At 62.3% G+C, this 16475-nt stretch carries 13 protein-coding genes; 5 read left to right on the forward strand and 8 right to left on the reverse strand.

Going from position 1 to position 16475, the window contains the following annotated elements; genetic code table 11:
* The first annotated feature begins 2 nt into the window (after positions 1 to 2).
* Positions 3 to 2774, forward strand: coding sequence for a J domain-containing protein (locus BN1123_RS04835; protein WP_042025646.1), 2772 nt, complete (start codon positions 3 to 5; stop codon positions 2772 to 2774).
* Here the strand turns inward: BN1123_RS04835 and BN1123_RS04840 are convergent.
* Entirely contained in the window at positions 2771 to 4444 is a 1674-nt protein-coding gene (locus BN1123_RS04840) for an Hsp70 family protein (RefSeq protein WP_042025647.1), read from the reverse strand. The two genes, BN1123_RS04835 and BN1123_RS04840, sit on opposite strands and share 4 nt — an antisense overlap.
* Positions 4445 to 4677: 233 nt before the next feature.
* Here BN1123_RS04840 and BN1123_RS04845 point away from each other — a divergent pair, with 233 nt between their 5' ends.
* The 3 genes from BN1123_RS04845 (at position 4678) to BN1123_RS04855 (ending at position 8125) form a co-directional block, all read left to right on the forward strand.
* Positions 4678 to 4998 carry a DUF1622 domain-containing protein gene (locus tag BN1123_RS04845; protein WP_042025649.1) on the forward strand — a complete coding sequence of 107 codons (321 nt, stop codon included), beginning with the start codon at positions 4678 to 4680 and terminating at the stop codon, positions 4996 to 4998.
* A gap of 427 nt (positions 4999 to 5425) precedes the next feature.
* Positions 5426 to 6973: an ABC-F family ATP-binding cassette domain-containing protein gene (locus tag BN1123_RS04850; protein ID WP_042025650.1), complete on the forward strand. Its 1548-nt coding sequence runs from the start codon at positions 5426 to 5428 to the stop codon at positions 6971 to 6973.
* A 12-nt stretch (positions 6974 to 6985) separates the two neighbouring features.
* Positions 6986 to 8125 carry an MFS transporter gene (locus BN1123_RS04855; protein WP_042025651.1) on the forward strand — a complete coding sequence of 380 codons (1140 nt, stop codon included), beginning with the start codon at positions 6986 to 6988 and terminating at the stop codon, positions 8123 to 8125.
* 72 nt (positions 8126 to 8197) lie between these two features.
* Here the strand turns inward: BN1123_RS04855 and BN1123_RS04860 are convergent, their stop codons facing one another.
* On the reverse strand, positions 8198 to 9562 hold the full coding sequence (locus BN1123_RS04860) for an MDR family MFS transporter (RefSeq protein ID WP_042025653.1): 1365 nt from the start codon (positions 9560 to 9562) through the stop codon (positions 8198 to 8200).
* Between the two features lie 168 nt (positions 9563 to 9730).
* On the opposite strand from BN1123_RS04860, the gene BN1123_RS04865 reads away from it, so the two are divergent.
* Positions 9731 to 10327 carry an HAD family hydrolase gene (locus tag BN1123_RS04865; RefSeq protein WP_042025656.1) on the forward strand — a complete coding sequence of 199 codons (597 nt, stop codon included), beginning with the start codon at positions 9731 to 9733 and terminating at the stop codon, positions 10325 to 10327.
* 64 nt (positions 10328 to 10391) lie between these two features.
* Here the strand turns inward: BN1123_RS04865 and BN1123_RS04870 are convergent, their stop codons facing one another.
* The 6 genes from BN1123_RS04870 to BN1123_RS04895 all read right to left on the reverse strand — a co-directional run bounded on the left by BN1123_RS04870 (position 10392) and on the right by BN1123_RS04895 (position 16463).
* Positions 10392 to 10652: a hypothetical protein gene (locus tag BN1123_RS04870; protein ID WP_042025658.1), complete on the reverse strand. Its 261-nt coding sequence runs from the start codon at positions 10650 to 10652 to the stop codon at positions 10392 to 10394.
* Between the two features lie 238 nt (positions 10653 to 10890).
* Positions 10891 to 11688: a DUF1338 domain-containing protein gene (locus BN1123_RS04875; RefSeq protein ID WP_042025660.1), complete on the reverse strand. Its 798-nt coding sequence runs from the start codon at positions 11686 to 11688 to the stop codon at positions 10891 to 10893.
* Between the two features lie 64 nt (positions 11689 to 11752).
* Entirely contained in the window at positions 11753 to 13222 is a 1470-nt protein-coding gene (gene astD / locus BN1123_RS04880; RefSeq protein WP_042025662.1) for a succinylglutamate-semialdehyde dehydrogenase, read from the reverse strand.
* 70 nt (positions 13223 to 13292) lie between these two features.
* Entirely contained in the window at positions 13293 to 14312 is a 1020-nt protein-coding gene (astA, locus tag BN1123_RS04885) for an arginine N-succinyltransferase (protein ID WP_042025663.1), read from the reverse strand.
* A 75-nt stretch (positions 14313 to 14387) separates the two neighbouring features.
* A complete protein-coding gene (locus tag BN1123_RS04890; RefSeq protein WP_042025664.1) occupies positions 14388 to 15605 on the reverse strand; it encodes an aspartate aminotransferase family protein in 1218 nt (405 codons plus the stop codon).
* Between the two features lie 276 nt (positions 15606 to 15881).
* The gene (locus BN1123_RS04895) at positions 15882 to 16463 is read right to left on the reverse strand and encodes an aminodeoxychorismate synthase component II (RefSeq protein ID WP_042025665.1); all 582 of its coding nucleotides are present in this window, start codon (positions 16461 to 16463) and stop codon (positions 15882 to 15884) included.
* Positions 16464 to 16475 lie beyond the last annotated feature (12 nt).

A 16475-nucleotide genomic window follows, 5' to 3' on the forward strand; every position in this document is an offset into this window, starting at 1 on the left:
TCATGGATATCTGGCAACGACTCGGGCTTCAAGAGACCGACGATCTGGCCGCTATCAAGCGCGCCTACCATATCAAATTGCGTGACTGCCACCCGGAAGACGATCCCGAAGGCTTCCGCCTGCTGCGTGAGGCTTATGAAGAAGCCAGCCGGCCGCGTCCGGCCATGAGTGACGCCTCGAAGCCACAGACCGAGCTGGTTCGTCCGGCCGACGCTGCTGAACTGACCGCCCTGTTTGAACTGCTTGGCGATGCCAGCCGGCGCTTTGTCATGACCGAGTGGGATAAGTGGCAGACATCGCTGCAGTCGCTTTCGCTGGTCCAGCAGAGCCAGCTGTCGGACGAGGTGCTGCAACGCATCTTTCAATGGCAATGGCTGCCAGCACCGGTGATCGAGCGTCTCTGGCAAGCGCTCGACTGGGCGTCACTGCTGCGCCTCGCCGGCGACATGCAAAAGAAGGGGGAATTTCTCGACTGGTGGCGTCAGGCGCCGCTGGCAGCCCCTCTGGAGTGGCTTGCCACCCTGGACCACGCCCGTCAGCGCGCCGTGCTGGCCTTCTATCAACCACTGCTGCTGTCACTGGAGGCCGGTGATCGCAACGGCGTGCTGGGGCTCATTTATCACTATGCCCTGCCCATCGTCGGTGACCACCCGGATCTGCTCCGGCTGCAGTTGCGCGCGCTCCATGCCGCCGGTACTGACGGTGATGCCACCCACCGTCTTGCGCTCACCCTGGCTCTGCTCGAGCAGGATCACCTCAGCGAAGATGACTGGCACCTGCTCTCCGACGCCAGCCTGCGCTGCGGCAAGGAACAGCTGGTGATGCAGGTTGCCGAGGCACTGGAAGAAAAAGACCACGAGGCGCTGCTCGCCAATCACCTTATCCAGTGGCACCTGGGCAGCGATCAGGCGCTGTCCCGCTGGCTGCAGGCATTTGCCACCGCCCAGAAGTGGCCCACTTCACGCAGCGCCTATTGGGAGCCCCAGTGGCTGATGCTGCCTTGGCAGCAACCGGACCCCGTGGAAGAGTGGCTGCACGACCAGATGCTGGGGTTTGACAATATGCCGCTCACCGCCCTGGCGCTGGACGCGCTACCCGGCACACGTGGTGCCCTGGCCCGCCTCTGGTGGCACAGCGAATACGGCACCTGGCAGGCACTGGAAGCGGCACTGACACAGCCCGAGCTGGCCGAGGCCGAGGGCGGCTGGCGGTACCTCGCACGCCTGCTGCAACGCCACGCTCACCGCAAACTGGCCGAGCGGCCAGCACTGCCCCTGCTTGACACACTGCTTGCCCGCTATGGCAGCGATGACTGGCTGAGTATCGCGCCCCCCAGTGCCGAGCAGATTGCCTGCGCCACGCCGGAGCAGTGGCTCGAGTGCCTGCGCCGCTATCCGCTGCTGCCCGACGCCTGGTTCAAGGCCATCGCCCAGCGCGCCAACAATGAAGGATGGGATGAGCGGATGATGCAGGGGATGCATCTGGGCGCCCGTCTCTCCCATCAACGCTACTACAGCGATACGGTGCTCAGCGATGCCTGGCAGGGCGAGAGCTGGCCCGGCTGTTTTCGCTGGGCGCAGTTCTACTATGCCCGGCCCTGGACGCCGAAACAGCATCTCGACGCCATTCGCCAGTCGATGGGCTCACTGCCGGCCAGTCAGGAGGACACGCCGCTCTCCACCCTCCTGCGTCTCTGTGCCCAGCCCACCCTATACCAGGCTGCCATCATGGACGCCTGCGCCCGCTGGCCGAAGCAGTACGTGTTGTCGCTGGAGCTGCGCAACCAGACCGAACTCCTCAAACGCTCCGATGTCGGCGACGAGGCGCTTCTCGAACGCGCCCGCTTGAACGAACTGCCCGCCCTGGCAGCCCTGATCGACCGACGACTGGATAACGAACCGGATCTGGCCTGCACCATAGTGCTGTGGAACCTGCTGCTCAGCCACAAGGCAAGCAACGAGGCCTATGGCTACATTTTGACACCACTGCGCGAACGGCTCGAAAAACTGCGCCAGGCACAGGGGTTGGCATTGGAAGTCTACCCCTACGCCGAAGAGTCGCTGATTTACGCTTACCTGCAACAGGACCCCGACAATATCACCACGCTGGAAGAACTTGAGAAACACCACCCGAACGAAGCGGCGGCCAAGTTTGTCTATCCCGTCTGTTATGCCCTGGCCATGCTGGCTCATGATTTTGGCAGAAATGGCTTTCAGGCCCGTCAGCTCGACCCGCTTTACAAGCAACGGGACGACCTAACGCCAGCCCAGCAGGAGGTGCGCTCTCTGGTGCAGGGCTATCTGGAGGACAAGCTCAACGCCCAGCTTGAACATGACAGGGCACACGCCAGAAAGCGTTTCAGGCTACAAAGCGGTGCACAGCTGATGTTCGTCAGCATACTGTCCGCCATCCTGCCCTACTTCGTGTTTCCACTGGAACCATCCCTGCGCGAAGTCCTCGCCTCCGGCTCACCCTACTGGGTGGAATATTATTCCCTCGGTCTGGATATGGCGGCGATGCTGTTCATGAATCTCTATCTGATGTGGCATATCTGCCGAGCCCAGACACGTCCGCGTACCAGTCGGAACTATCTGATCTGGAGCCTGATCTGGCTAGCCATCGCGTTCTACATCAACAGCGCCTGGCTGGCGGTCCCCCTGTGGCTCGGCCACCTCGTCATGAGCGGCCGGCTAAGACCGGGCGCACTGCGCCGTGGCTGGCCCAAGGAGTTCTACAAGCAGGGCAGGATGTCGCTGAGCGACATCCTCGACTAGTGCCACTGCTTGAGCAGTTTGTTCATCTGCTGGCGGAACGAGTTGATGACTTGCGGGTCCTGGCTGGCCAGGACCCGTTCAAACTGCAGCAGCCACTGTTCGACCTGGCGACGCTCGTCACCGATGCTCTCTTCATAGAGTTGCTGTAATCGCTCGCTCAGGGTCAGATTGGGCAACGCATCGCGCGGATGCTGCTTGAGGCGTGCGAGCCGCTCGCGACTCTCCCGCTTGCCCTCTTCGGTCACGCCAGCCGGACTTCGGTCTATCACCTTCTGGAACTGCTCACCCGAACTCACCAGGGTCACGTCCACCTCCAGCATGCCGTTGATGTCGTAGCTAAAGCGCACGTCCACTTCCTGAATGCCCTTGCCGGTCGGCAGCGGGATCTCGAGATCGTCCACATGCAGGTTGTCCCGCACCCAGAACCGCTCCCCCTGATAGATGCTGATGCACACCGAGCTCTGCTGTTCGTGGCCACTGCGGTAGCGCTCTACCCGTGAGGCCGGCACCACTATATTGCGCTCCAGGATGGGACTGAAGATACCATGCTGGTCACCCTGGCTGACTGCGATACCCAGCGTGAAGGGGCAGACGTCGGTCATGATGAGCTCTTCCACCGCGCTGTCGCGCAGGCGGCAGGCTGCCTGGATGGCAGCCCCCATGGCGACCACCCGATCCGGATCCAGTTCGTGGCAGCCAAAGCGACCAAGCAGGCGCACCGCCGTTTGCTGCACCTCGCTCTGGCGGCTCGCCCCACCGACAAAAATCAGTTCGTCGACCTCGTCGGGCCGCAGGCGCGCATCGGAGAGCGCCTGGCTCAGCGGCTTGCGCAGCCGGTTGAGGGTCTCGCGCCAGATGTCGGCCAGCTCGCTTTCGGAGAAACCGAACGTCCGGTTCCACTCCGCACCAAGCTCGACCTCAAGGCCGCTACCACTGCGATGACGTTTGGCCCGCTCGCAGGCCAGATAAACTTGCCCGAGTTGGGAGAGCGTCAGTTCGCCGCGATCTGTGTCGAGCCTGCCAAGCACCGCATCGACCAGATCCTGGGTAAAGTCCTCGCCACCGAGCCGGTTGTCCCCCGCCGAGGCGCGTACCTCCATGATGCCATCCTGATACTCCACCACGGTCACGTCGAAGGTGCCGCCCCCCAGGTCAAACACCAGAAAGCGGCGGCTGTGTTGCTCGTGCAGGCTGTAAGCCATGGCGGCTGCCGTCGGCTCATTGATAAGGCGCACGGCATCGAGCCCGGCCAGCTCGGCCGCCAGCCGAACCTGCTTGCGCTGCTGATCGCCAAAATAGGCCGGCACCGAGATGACCACCTCGCGTACCCCGTGGCCAAGCCAGGCCTCGGCATCCGCCTTCAGACTACCCAGTATCAAGGCGCACAATTCGGTCGGATTGTACTGCTCCTTGCCCAACCGGTAGCGCCGCTCGCTGCCGAGAAATCGCTTGAAGTGGGAGGCGGTATTGGAGGGATGAGTCAGCAGGCGGGTGGCCGCTGCCTGGCCCACCAGCAGGGTATCGTCCTCACCGATACAGACGATCGATGGCGTCAGCTCCTCACCATGGGCATTGGGAATGAGGTGAGCCTTGCCCTCTCGCCACACGGCAATCGCGCTGTTGGTTGTCCCCAGATCGATGCCGATGGCCGGCGTCGGAACCGCTGTCATGACAATACCTCTACGTATGTTGAGTCGATTTCAGAATCTGGATTGTCGCGATGGAGATTGTTCGCAGTCAAGTGGAACTCTATCTTTGAGCCCTTTTGCTCATCCTCATTGTCCATTTCCGGGCCGCACGCATTTGGCCTTTATGGATCAATATGTTAATAACATGGGACTCGTTTTTATCAGGAGGGTGCCAAGTGACAGACTGGTTGGCGTTAGCCCAGTGGAAGGAGGGCATGCTGCACGGCGTTGAGCTGGTTCAGTTTTCCCTCGAACTCATCTCGGTGGCCTGCGTGGTCATCGGCCTTGGCAAAACCCTCTGGCTGGCCGCCCGGGAACGGGATCATGAACCCGGCTTTCCGCGTATTCGCCTCTGTTTCGGCAGCTGGCTCATTCTGGCGCTGGAGTTTCAGCTCGCCGCCGACATCCTGGCCACCACCATAGCCCCGAGCCAGGAGGAGCTGATCCGTCTGGCGGTGATCGCGGTGATCCGCACCTTTCTCAACTACTTCCTCGGCAAGGAGCTCGAGGAGCAGCGCAAGCAGCAGAAAACCTGATATGGCGGCGCGCCGGTTGTCGGGATGAAGCCTGGCGCTGGCGGCAAGCCTTGCCGCCCCGAACCTGGCGGCGAAAAAACTCACGGGTTGACGCACGGGCGCAAGCTGGGTATTTTGCGACCAGAATTTTTGTTGGACCGCTTTTCAATGTTGTACATCCTGTTCAAATGCTCGGTCAGGAGGCTGTGCTCCGTGCACTAACACGATGAAGTGTTGCCCGGAGCCCATCGACTGAATCTTCATCAGCTGCGCGAATGCCCTCTCTCTGGGAGGCTACCCCGCATCTGATGAAAACAGGAGACACAGGCCGGCGAGATGCTTCATCGCCGGCCTTTTTGTCTCTGCCATTTGGCAGCGTTTCACCTTGCTGAGACGGGGGGCCGGTACGTCGCGTACCTGCCCCCCGTTTTTTATGGATGTTACAACCATGAGTGTGCTCACTATCCACAACCTGACCTATCACATCGGCGACAAGACCCTGTACCAGCAGGCGAGCTTTCGTCTCAACGCCGGCGAGCATGTCTGCCTCACCGGCCACAACGGCGCCGGCAAGAGCAGCCTGCTCCAGCTGATCCAGGGGGAACGCCTGCCAGACGGCGGCGACATCCTCTGGCAGCCCGGCATCAAGGCGGGCTATCTCGACCAGCACGCCGCGCGGGATGGCCACCTCACCCTGCGGGGCTACCTGCAGTCGGTGTTCGCCGACCTCTATGAGGCGGAAGCCGAAATGCTGGCCCTCTACGCCGACCCCGAACTGGGGCCGCGGCAGCTGGCCCGGGCAGCCGATCTGCAGGCGCACCTGGAGAGTCAGGGTTTTTACCGGCTGGATCCGCGTATCGACGAGGTGGCGGCCGGCCTCGGCCTGACCCAGCTCGGCATGCAGACCCTGCTCGCCAATGTCAGCGGCGGCCAGCGCCACAAGGTGATACTGGCCGGCCTGCTGCTGCGCACGCCGGAGGTGCTGCTGCTCGACGAGCCGACCAACTATCTGGACACGGCCCACGTCGACTGGTTGGCGGGCTACCTGGAGCGCTTCCCCGGCGCCTTCCTGGTGGTCTCCCACGACCGCGCCTTCGTCAATCGCATCGCCACCACCATCGCCGACATCGACCGCCAGCAGATCCACACCTATCGCGGCAACCTCGACCAGGCGCAGGCCCAGAAGGGTGCCGCCGAGGCGCTGCACGCCCGTCAATACCAGGCCCAGCAGCGGCAGATCGACAGGCTCGAGCAGTTCATCGCCAAGAACGGGGCCGGGGTCAACGCCAGCATCGCCAACGGCCGCAAGAAGCAGCTGGCGCGCATCGAGCGCCTGGCGGCCCCCGAGCAGGCCAAACCGGTCACCCTCAGCTTTCGCGCCGCCCAGGGGGGCCAGCCGCAACTACTGGCCGCGAGCGAGCTGGAGATCGGCTACCACCAGCCCCTGCTGGCGCCGCTCAGCCTGCAGCTGCGCCGCGGCGAGAAGGTGGTGATCGCCGGCTTCAACGGCATCGGCAAGTCGACCCTGCTCAACACCCTGACCGGCCGCCTCACCCCGCTCGCCGGTGAACTGGCCCTGGCCCCCGGCCTCAAATCGGGTTACTTCGAGCAGGCGCTGCACTGGCCCGACCCCGCGGCCACCCCGCTGGCTCTGGTCAAGGCCGCCGCCCCCGGGCTGGATGACAAGGGTGCCCGCCAGCAGCTGGCGCGCCTTGGCATCGGCGGCAAGCTGGCCATCCAGCCCATCAGTGCCCTGAGCGGCGGCGAGCAGACCCGGGTCAAGCTGTGCCGACTGGCGCTGCAGCCCACTCATCTGCTGATATTGGATGAGCCGACCACCCACCTGGATGCCGGCACCAAGGCCGCCCTGCGCCAGGCCCTGTGCGACTACCCGGGCAGCGTGCTCGCCGTCTGCCACGAGCCGGCCTTTGTGGCCGACTGGCCGGATCGGGTGGTGCACATCCAGCAGTTCGCCGCCGTGTCGACCCAAGCTTAAGGAATAAAAATTATGTTACTGAAAGTACTGCTGTTTTTGATTGCATTTCTGGTCGGGGCCGATGAGCTGATGCTGGGCCCCCTGCTCGCCCCCATCGGCGCCGAGCTGGGCGTCGCCCCGGAACGGGTGACTCTGTTCATCACCGCCTACAGCGTGGCGCTGGCCCTCATCGCCCCCCTGCTCGGCGGCCTGTCGGATCGCCACGGCCGGCTGCGGGTGATGCTGCCGGCCTCCCTGCTGTTTGGCGCCGCCTCGGTGGCCACCGGCCTGGTGGCGAACTTCGAGGTTGGGCTGGCGACCCGGGTGATCACCGGGCTGGCCAGCGCCGGCATGCTCCCCATCGCCTTCGCCATGGCGGCGGACGGCGCGCCGGCTGATGCCATGAAGCGCATCGCCTGGGTGCAGTCGGGACTCACCCTCGGCATGATCTCGAGCCCGGCGGTGGGCGCCCTGCTGGCCCAGCTCAGCAGCTGGCGCACCCCCTTCATCGTGCTCGGCCTCTGCGCCTGGGCCGTGGCGGCGGCCTTGGCCTGGCTCACGGCGCGCACGCCGCAGGTGCATGGGAGCGGCTCGCAACCCGCGCCGCAAGGCTCGGTGCTGGCCATTCCGGGGGCACTCGGCGCCCTGCTCGCCATGGGATTGGGACTGGGGGGCGGCATCGGCCTGTTCAACCTGGTCGGCCAGCACCTGCACGACAGCCAGGGGCTGCCCGTCTGGTCGGTGGGGCTGCTCTACGGCGCCCTTGGCGTGATCAGCGTGGTCGGTAACGTGCTGATGCCGCGCCTGGCCGGCTATGTGGAGAGCGGCCGACCCCTGATGCGCGGCGCCCTGGTGGTCTGCGCCCTGGTCAGCGCCTTCTTCTACCTCTATCCGGCCGGCAACCTGGCCAGCCTCGCCCTGCCGCTGGGCCTGTGGGCGCTGGCTGGCGGCATCGGCTCACCGGCACTGCAGGGTTACATCGCCCAGCTCGCCCCGGCCCAGCGCGGCATGCTGATGTCGCTGGCCATGACCCTGATGCACCTTGGGGTGGCGCTCTGGTCCGCCGTCGCCGGCTTTGCCTACAGCGCCGGCCCCATGGCCATGGCCCTGCTGGCCCTGCTGCTGTTTGGCGGGGCCATCCTCGCCCTGCGCCCGGTACGGCTGGCCAGCTGAGTGCAATAGCCTGGTGCCGACACCATAACAAGAGGGCTCCCGCGGGAGCCCTCTTTATCTATTGCCTTGCCATCAGGCGTGCATGCCGGCCAGCTCGTGGCGTTTGAGGGCCAGTAGCGTGATGAGCAGTGCGGCGCTGGCGATCAGCGCCATGCCGACATAGGTGGTGCTGAAACCCGGGGCCAGCACGGTCGGGCTCAGGCTGGCCAGATTGTGGCTGGTGCCCGTTGGCAGGGCGGAATGGAACAGCACGGCGCAGATGGCAACCCCGACCGCGCCCCCCAGCTCCCGGCCAAAGTTGAACAACGACATGCCTATGCCGCGATCCTCCCGTGGCAGGGCATTTTGCACCACCACCGAGAGGGCGGGCAGCACCAGTCCCAATCCCAGACCCGCAAAGCCGAGGGCCAGCCTGACCCAGGCGTCAAAGTGGATTTGCCACAGAGCCAGCGCCACCAGGGCAAACCCGATCACCACGAAGCGCTTGTAGCGGCCGGTGTGACTAATGAGCTTGCCACCGACGAAGGCCCCGACGGTGATGCAAACCATGAAGATCACCAGGCTCACCCCGCTCTCGCTGGCACTCATCCCCTTTTGCCACTGCATCTGGAGGGGTAGATAGACCAGCATGGCGAACATCAGCAGCTGAGAGAGCATCGCCAGCAGCACGCTCACCAGATAACCGGGCAGCCGCGCCAGATGGGCCGGCAGTATGGGGTCGTGAGCACGGCGTTCGATCAGGATCAGCAACAACAGGGCGAGCGCCAGGGCGGCGGCCAGCCAGATGGCGGGCAGGGCGGTTTCGGGCGACAGCAGCAACAGAGTCAGGGTGGTGACCGTGATGAGCAGGCCCGCCCCCTTCCAGTCGAAGCGACTGTGGCGACGCACATTGAGCTGCTTGAGGTTGCGGTTGATGAGCCAGAGGGCGAGCGCCCCCAGTGGCAGGTTGATCCAGAAGATCCAGCGCCAGCTCAGCTGCTCGGTAAAGTAGCCGCCGAGCAGGGGCCCCGCGATGCTCGAAACCGCATAGACCATCGAGATATAGCCCTGATACTTGCCCACCTCCCGCGGCGGTATGGTGTCGGCGATGACGGTGAAGGCGAGCGCAATCAGCCCCCCTCCTCCCATCCCCTGCAGCACTCGCGCAGCCAGCAAGGTTGGCAGATCCTGGGCCAGGGCACAGGCGACGGAACCTGTCAGAAACAGTCCAATACCGATGTTGAGCATTCTCACCCGGCCGAACTGATCGCTCAGCTTGCCGTAGAGAGGGAGCACTGCGGTGGCAGCCAGCAGGTAGGCGGTGACCACCCAGGTGAGAGCAGCACCGGCGTTCAGCTCGGCGCCTATCATGGGCAGCGGCGTGGTGACTATGCTCTTTTCCAGTGAGCCCAGGGCAATCACCAGCGCCACGCTCGAGAAGATGGTTTTTGGGGACATGGAATGACTCGCTATTCAGGCTGGCCAACTCGGCCTATCACGGGCGGATCATTGTCACACAAATCAGCAAGAGGACAAAAATGGCCCTCCCCCGCACAACCATGAAGCAGATCCCACTCATGCCGTGCCCAATCTGCTAGTCTGCTCCATTTGCTCCGAGGAACCGCCATGCATGCCTACGACAGTTTTGCTCACTACGACGCCCTGATCTTCGACATGGATGGCACCCTGGTGGACTCCATGCCCCTGCATCTGGACGCCTGGGCGCTCACCTGCGCCGAATTCGGCATCCCCTTTGAGCGCGCTCAGCTCTACCAGTATGGCGGCATTCCGACCCGCAAGATCATCGCCATGCTGGCCGAGCAGCAGGGGCTGACGGTCGACGTCGAGGCCTTCGCTCGGCGCAAGATTGCTCTCTATCTGGAACAGATCGATCGGGTCAGCGTCTTTCCTGCCATGTGGGAGCTGGTCCGGCAGTGCCACGGCAAGATACCTATGGGCATTGGCACAGGGTCGCCGCGCAATCAGGCGGAGTCGATCTTAAAGAGCACCGGGCTCGATGCCTATATCCAGGTGGTGGTGAGCGCCGATGATGTGAGTAACCACAAACCACATCCGGACACCTTCCTGGAGGTGGCCAGACAACTTGGGGTCAATCCGGCCAACTGCCTGGTCTTTGAGGACACCCGGATCGGGATCGAAGCCGGCAAGGCGGCAGGGATGGAAACCATGCTGGTGATTGAGGGAGAGCCGGATCTGCGATAGTACAGATTGAGCGAACTTTCCCCACAAGCGAGGAAAAGAGCGGCGGTTGGCCGGGAAGGCGGGATCAGACTCCCGACACGCCGGTTATGGTAGCAGGGTGCGAGTTGGCCACATAAAAGTCGTCATGTGCCCCGGGTGCGTTTTCCATCTCCTCCTGACTTTGCAGTTGCGCCAAGGCGGCTGCCGGACTGTCGGCAAAGGTGGGGGCCGCGAGGGGGGAAAAACCCTGTTCAATCAGCTGGCCACGCTCGTCACCATAGCTGGGCGCATTGGCATCGAGATAGGTAAGAGCCTGACCTTGCTTGAAAAAATGATAATAAGGCATCGAACGACCCCCCTAAAAAGAAAGCGCCATTCTACCCCTTTTCCCATCCCTGCCCGGGACGCAATTGGTGATCCCCTTCACAATTTGGCCAACAAAATGGACATACTTGCAGGAGCCTTTCCCTCTCTCCCATTCTCGACAACGGTCCCCATTCTATCGCCAGCAATAAAAACGCCTCCTGAAAGGAGGCGTTGCTTATGTCACTCTGGCTATCGCCGCATGGGCGACGAGAGCATCGTTACATGGCGTTGGTGGATTCGAAAATCTTGTCGGCCGACGCCTCGACGAAACCCGGGTAGAGGGTGCCGTCGGCCTGCGGGTAACGCAGGGCAAATTCGTAGAAGCAGCTCGGGATGGTGTGCACACCGTCGCTGAAGGCCACCTCGGCCTTGTCCGCCATGGTGGAGGATTGCTCCAGCATCACCTGGGGATCCCCTTTCACCTCGCCACCCACGCTGTTGAGCACGAAACCGGCCGCTTTGAGTGCCGCATTCACCTGCTGGATGGTGTCGAATTCCTTGAGCTGATTGATATTGACGGTGAAGTGGTTGGCTCGATAACCCCAGGCAGCCATCCAGGCTGCGTACTCGCTCTCCGCCAGCAGAGTCTGGTAGTCGGCCCAGGAGACCTGCCAGGGGGCACCGGCATAGAGGAAGGCATGGGTATCGGTCAGATGGTCGGGCACCTGATCCACCAGCTTGTGAATGATGGCCTGGGCCTGCTCGGAGAGCTCCTCCACCTTCAGCTCGCTGATAAACACCTTGGGAGCATCCGGATCCTTATGCTCGAAGTGCTTGGCGTAGAGCTTCTTGGCCTTGAACTCATACTCCCCCTTCTGCTCGTAACCGAGCGCCAGGAAGTGGGCCGCCAGCTTCTCCAGCCCCAGCTTGGGCAGGTTGTAGGTGCGAAACGCCACGTGGTCGTTGATGATGGGCTCGCCGCCACCCAGCAGGGCGTGCACCTTGAGGGCGCTCGGCGTCACCTTGATGTAGTTGTCCCACAGATGACTGAACAGGGTATCGATATCCTTTTGCATCTCTCTTTCCTTTGATTGCGGGTACAGACAAGGGCACCCAAAGGGTGCCCCTTTTTCGTTATTGTCAGAAAGTCAGGCCGGGGGACAGCTGCTCCGGCATGCTCGCCTTGCTGTCTTCGACGGAGGCTACCGGATACGCACAATAGTCGGCGGCGTAGTAGGCACTTGCCCTATGGTTACCGGAGGCTCCGATACCGCCAAACGGCGCGGCACTGGAGGCGCCTGTGATGGGTTTGTTCCAGTTGACGATGCCGGCGCGAATGCGCTTGAAGAAGTGGTTCCAGTCCGCCTCGTTGTCGCCGAGCAGGCCGGCCGAGAGGCCGAAACTGGTGGCGTTGCCCTGGTCGATAGCGGCATCGAAGTCGTCGTAGCGAATGAGCTGCAGCAGCGGGCCGAAGTACTCTTCATCCGGCAGCGCGGCGACACCGGTGACGTCTATGATGCCCGGGGAGACGAAGCCGGTACCCGCTTCCAGGTGCTTGAGGGTGAGCAGACTCTCTCCCCCCAGCGCTTGCAGGTTGGCTTGTGCCGCCACCATGCCCAGCGCCGCCTTCTCGCTGATCATGGCGCCCATAAAGGGTTGAGTCGCATCATCGTAATGGCCGACCCTGATCTGACCGACCACCTCCACCAGCCGCTTGACCAGGGCATCGCCCCGCTCGCTGCGCTCGACGAACAGGCGGCGCGAGCAGGTGCAGCGCTGGCCGGAGGTGATGAAGGCGGATTGCACGATGGCATGGACGGCACCGTCGATGTCGCTCACGTCTTTCACGATCAGCGGGTTGTTGCCGCCCATCTCGAGGGCCAGGATCTTGCCGGGTTGGCCGGCAAACTGTTGATGGAGCAGGTGGCCGGTGCGGGACGAGCCGGTGAAGAAGAGGCCGTCGATGTCCGGATTGCCGGCCAGCGCCTTGCCGGTCTCGACCTCACCCTGCACCAGGTTGAGCACGCCCTTGGGCAGCCCCGCCTCCTGCCACACCTCGACCATGGCCTCGGCCACCATGGGGGTCAGCTCGGAGGGTTTGAACACGACTGTGTTGCCGGCGATCAGCGCCGGAACGATGTGACCGTTGGGCAGATGGCCCGGGAAGTTGTAGGGGCCGAACACGGCGACTACGCCGTGAGGCTTGTGGCGCACGAAGGCCTTGGCACCCGGCATGGGATTCTCGACCGTGCCGGTGCGCTCGTCATGGGCGCGGATGGAGATGGCGATCTTGCCCTGCATGGCGGCGACCTCGGTGCGGGTCTCCCACAGCGGCTTGCCGGTTTCGCGGGCGATGGTCAGCGCCAGTGCTTCTTTGTGCTCACCGAGCAGGTCGGCATAGCGGCGCACAACGTCCAGACGCGCCTCAAGGCTCAGATCAGACCAATGGTAGAAGGCGGTGCGGGCGGCCTTGACGGCGGCATCCACTTGGGCCGGGCTGGCGGCCTCCCCTTGCCAGATCACTTCATTCTTGGCCGGATCCCTTGATTCGAACGGCTTGCCTTCACCGGCCAGCCACTGGCCATCGATAAACTGCACTAAATGACTCATCCATTCACTCCCTGTGGTGTGCAGGCAGCCGAGGCTGCCTGTTTCATATTCGGTATTGCCGCCAGCCGGATCAGTCGAGATCGACGGCTCGCACCATGTCGCCATCCTGCACCTTGAGGGCCGCCGCCATCTTGGGTGGAATGATGGCCTCCTGCTTGTCGTGATCGACCCGGATATTGCCGTAGCAGGCGCGGTATTGCTCGAAGCGGGTGTTGCAGAGGAGATAGGTATGGCCACCGATGGGCTCGCCGATCAGCACGCGCAGCTTCTGGCTGCGGCGCACACTGCGGATGTTCTTCAGCTCGCACTCCACCGCCGGGCCCGCGTCGAAGATGTCGACGTAGCCACGGTTCACAAACCCCTCGTCCTGCAGCATCTTGATGGCCGGGCGGGTCTTCTCGTGAGTCTGGCCGATGACGGCACGCGCCTCCTTGCTCAGCAAGTTGACGTAGATGGGGTACTTGGGCATCAGCTCGGCGATGAAGCGCTTCTTGCCGATACCGGTCAGATAGTCGACGGTAGGGAAATCCATCGAGAAGAAGTGGGTCTGCAGCCACTCGTAGAAGGGGCTGTGGCCATCGCTGTCCGAAACGCCGCGCATCTCGGCGAAGACGGTTTCGTCAAACAATTCGGGGTGCTCGGCCATGAACAGGAAACGGTGCTTGGAGAGCAGGCGGCCATTGAGCCCCTCGCGGGCGCATTCACGCAGAAACAGGGTGCAGAGCTCGGAATTGCCGGTGTAGTCGTTGGAGAGGGTGAGGGTCTCCACCACGTTGTAGACACCGAGCTTGGGGGAAGAGTGCACCACCTTGCCGATGTGATAGTTGTAAAACGGCTGGGACAGGCCGACCGCGGCATCGATGGCACAGGTGCCGACCATCTCGCCGGTCTCCAGATCCTCGGCCACGAAGAAGTAGAGGCAATCCCCCTTGCCCGCCGGTTTGTCCGAAAAAGTCTGGGTCGAAGCATCGATCTTGCGCTGCAATAACTCATCGTTGACGGGCAACGAGGTCATGCCGGTGCCGGACTCGACGGCGCAGGTCTTGAGCCCGGCAAAATCTTTTTGCTCGATGGGACGGATAACCAACATAAATGACAACTCCCTTTCATTGACGACAGGTGGGGCCCCGGCTCCAGCCGGGAGGACTCCCCACCTCAATTTGGATCAGGCGTTAACCACCTGGGCAACCGCCTTCTCAAAGCGGGCCAACCCTTCCTTGATGTCCGCTTCCGGGATCACCAGAGACGGAGTGAAACGCACCACGTTGGTCCCTGCGACCAGCGCCATCAACCCCTGATCGATGGAGGCCAGCAGGAAATCGCGGGAGCGACCCTTGTAGTCTTCGTTCAGCACGGCGCCCAGCAGCAAGCCCTGGCCACGCACTTCGCTAAAGCAACGGTACTTGGCATTGATGGCTTCGAGGCCGTCGCGGAACAGCTGCTCGCGCTGCTTGATACCGCTCAGCACTTCCGGGGTATTGACCACGTCGAGCACTGCCTCGGCGACAGCACAGGCCAGCGGGTTGCCGCCGTAGGTAGAGCCGTGAGTGCCCACTTTCAGGTAGGAGGCGATCTCGGTAGTGGTCAGCATGGCGCCGATGGGGAAGCCGCCGCCAAGGGCCTTGGCGCTGGTGAGGATGTCCGGCGTCACGCCCAGGCCCATATAGGCGTAGAGCTCACCGGTACGACCGACACCGGACTGCACCTCATCGTAAACCAGCAGTGCATTGTGCTTGTCGCACAGCTCGCGCACCCCTTTGGCAAATTCGTCGGTGGGACGAATGATGCCACCCTCACCTTGCAGCGGCTCCATCACCACGGCGCAGGTATTGTCGGAGATGACGGCTGCCAGCTCTTCCAGATTGTTGTAGGTCACATGGGTGATGTCGGCAGGCTTGGGACCGAAACCGTCGGAGTAGGCGGCCTGGCCACCCACGCTCACGGTAAAGAAGGTACGACCGTGGAAACCCTGATGGAAGGCGATGATCTGGGTCTTGTGGGGACCAAACTTCTCGATGGCGTAACGACGGGCCAGCTTGAGGGCCGCCTCGTTGGCCTCGGCGCCCGAGTTGCAGAAGTAGACCTTGTCGGCAAACGTGGCGGCGACCAGCTTCTTGGCCAGACGCAGGGCCGGCTCGTTGGTCATCACGTTGGAGAGATGCCACAGCTTCTCGCCCTGGGTTTTCAGGGCGTCGACCAGCTTGGGATGACAATGACCCAGGCCATTGACCGCGATACCGCCGGCAAAGTCGATATATTCACGGCCTTCCTGATCCCAGACACGCGACCCCTCACCACGCACCGGGATGATCTTGGCCGGCGCATAGTTGGGAACCATCACTTCATCAAACACTTCACGTGTCACTGCCAACAACTCTGACATATAGCTCTCCTTCGAACTGGCAGCAGAATAATCCACCGCTCAAAAGTTAAATCCGTGTAAACGTGACGGGATTATCACAGAAATAAAGTAAAAAGTCTGTAACAAAACGGACTATGGGGAACAATCTTCGATTAGCCTTGAGATTTTAGGCAACCGCATTGCATAACGTATCAAGGGGGCTTGGCAAGAGATAATTTGGGCAGGAGGGGCAGTGAATAAACTATCAGGGAAATTTTTTTTGCCTTCTCTCGATTCTGAGAGGGCGATCACGAATTTTTACGAACGAGCGAGAAAATTGGCCAGTAACTGATGGCCTTGCTCACTCAAAATGCTCTCCGGATGGAACTGAACTCCTTCGACATCAAGCGTCTTGTGGCGCAGCCCCATGATCTCGTCAAACGAGCCATCGGCATGCTCGCTCCAGGCGGTGATCTCGAAGCAATCGGGCAGCGTTGCCTGCTCTACCACCAGCGAGTGATAGCGGGTCACCCGCAGCGGATCCTTGAGCCCCTTGAAGACCCCCTCGCCCCGATGGCGAATGAGCGAGGTCTTGCCATGCATCACCTGACGGGCTCGCACCACGCGGGCACCAAACGCCTGTGCCAGGGACTGGTGACCAAGGCAGACACCGAGAATGGGCAATCGGCCGGAAAAATGGGTAATAGCGGCGAGGGAAATACCCGCCTCGTTGGGCGTGCAGGGGCCGGGAGAAATAACCAGATAGCGGGGAGATAATTGCGTAATGTCGGTCAGAGTCAGCTCATCATTACGCCTGACCACTACTTCTTGTCCCAGGGCGCCAAAATATTGCACCAGGTTCCAGGTAAAGGAATCGTAGTTATCGATCAATAACAGCATGTGATAACCAGT

Origin of the sequence: Aeromonas enteropelogenes (genome assembly GCF_000819845.1) — a bacterium.
Lineage (GTDB): Bacteria > Pseudomonadota > Gammaproteobacteria > Enterobacterales > Aeromonadaceae > Aeromonas > Aeromonas enteropelogenes.

Excerpts from the sequence above, each read along its gene's own strand:
- BN1123_RS04895 (WP_042025665.1), bottom strand. The coding sequence starts at position 16,463 with ATGCTGTTATTGATCGATAACTACGATTCCTTTACCTGGAACCTGGTG.
- BN1123_RS04855 (WP_042025651.1), top strand. The coding sequence starts at position 6,986 with ATGTTACTGAAAGTACTGCTGTTTTTGATTGCATTTCTGGTCGGGGCC.
- BN1123_RS04865 (WP_042025656.1), top strand. The coding sequence starts at position 9,731 with ATGCATGCCTACGACAGTTTTGCTCACTACGACGCCCTGATCTTCGAC.
- BN1123_RS04870 (WP_042025658.1), bottom strand. The coding sequence starts at position 10,652 with ATGCCTTATTATCATTTTTTCAAGCAAGGTCAGGCTCTTACCTATCTC.
- BN1123_RS04835 (WP_042025646.1), top strand. The coding sequence starts at position 3 with ATGGATATCTGGCAACGACTCGGGCTTCAAGAGACCGACGATCTGGCC.
- BN1123_RS04860 (WP_042025653.1), bottom strand. The coding sequence starts at position 9,562 with ATGTCCCCAAAAACCATCTTCTCGAGCGTGGCGCTGGTGATTGCCCTG.
- BN1123_RS04850 (WP_042025650.1), top strand. The coding sequence starts at position 5,426 with ATGAGTGTGCTCACTATCCACAACCTGACCTATCACATCGGCGACAAG.
- astA (WP_042025663.1), bottom strand. The coding sequence starts at position 14,312 with ATGTTGGTTATCCGTCCCATCGAGCAAAAAGATTTTGCCGGGCTCAAG.
- astD (WP_042025662.1), bottom strand. The coding sequence starts at position 13,222 with ATGAGTCATTTAGTGCAGTTTATCGATGGCCAGTGGCTGGCCGGTGAA.
- BN1123_RS04840 (WP_042025647.1), bottom strand. The coding sequence starts at position 4,444 with ATGACAGCGGTTCCGACGCCGGCCATCGGCATCGATCTGGGGACAACC.
- BN1123_RS04845 (WP_042025649.1), top strand. The coding sequence starts at position 4,678 with ATGCTGCACGGCGTTGAGCTGGTTCAGTTTTCCCTCGAACTCATCTCG.
- BN1123_RS04875 (WP_042025660.1), bottom strand. The coding sequence starts at position 11,688 with ATGCAAAAGGATATCGATACCCTGTTCAGTCATCTGTGGGACAACTAC.
- BN1123_RS04890 (WP_042025664.1), bottom strand. The coding sequence starts at position 15,605 with ATGTCAGAGTTGTTGGCAGTGACACGTGAAGTGTTTGATGAAGTGATG.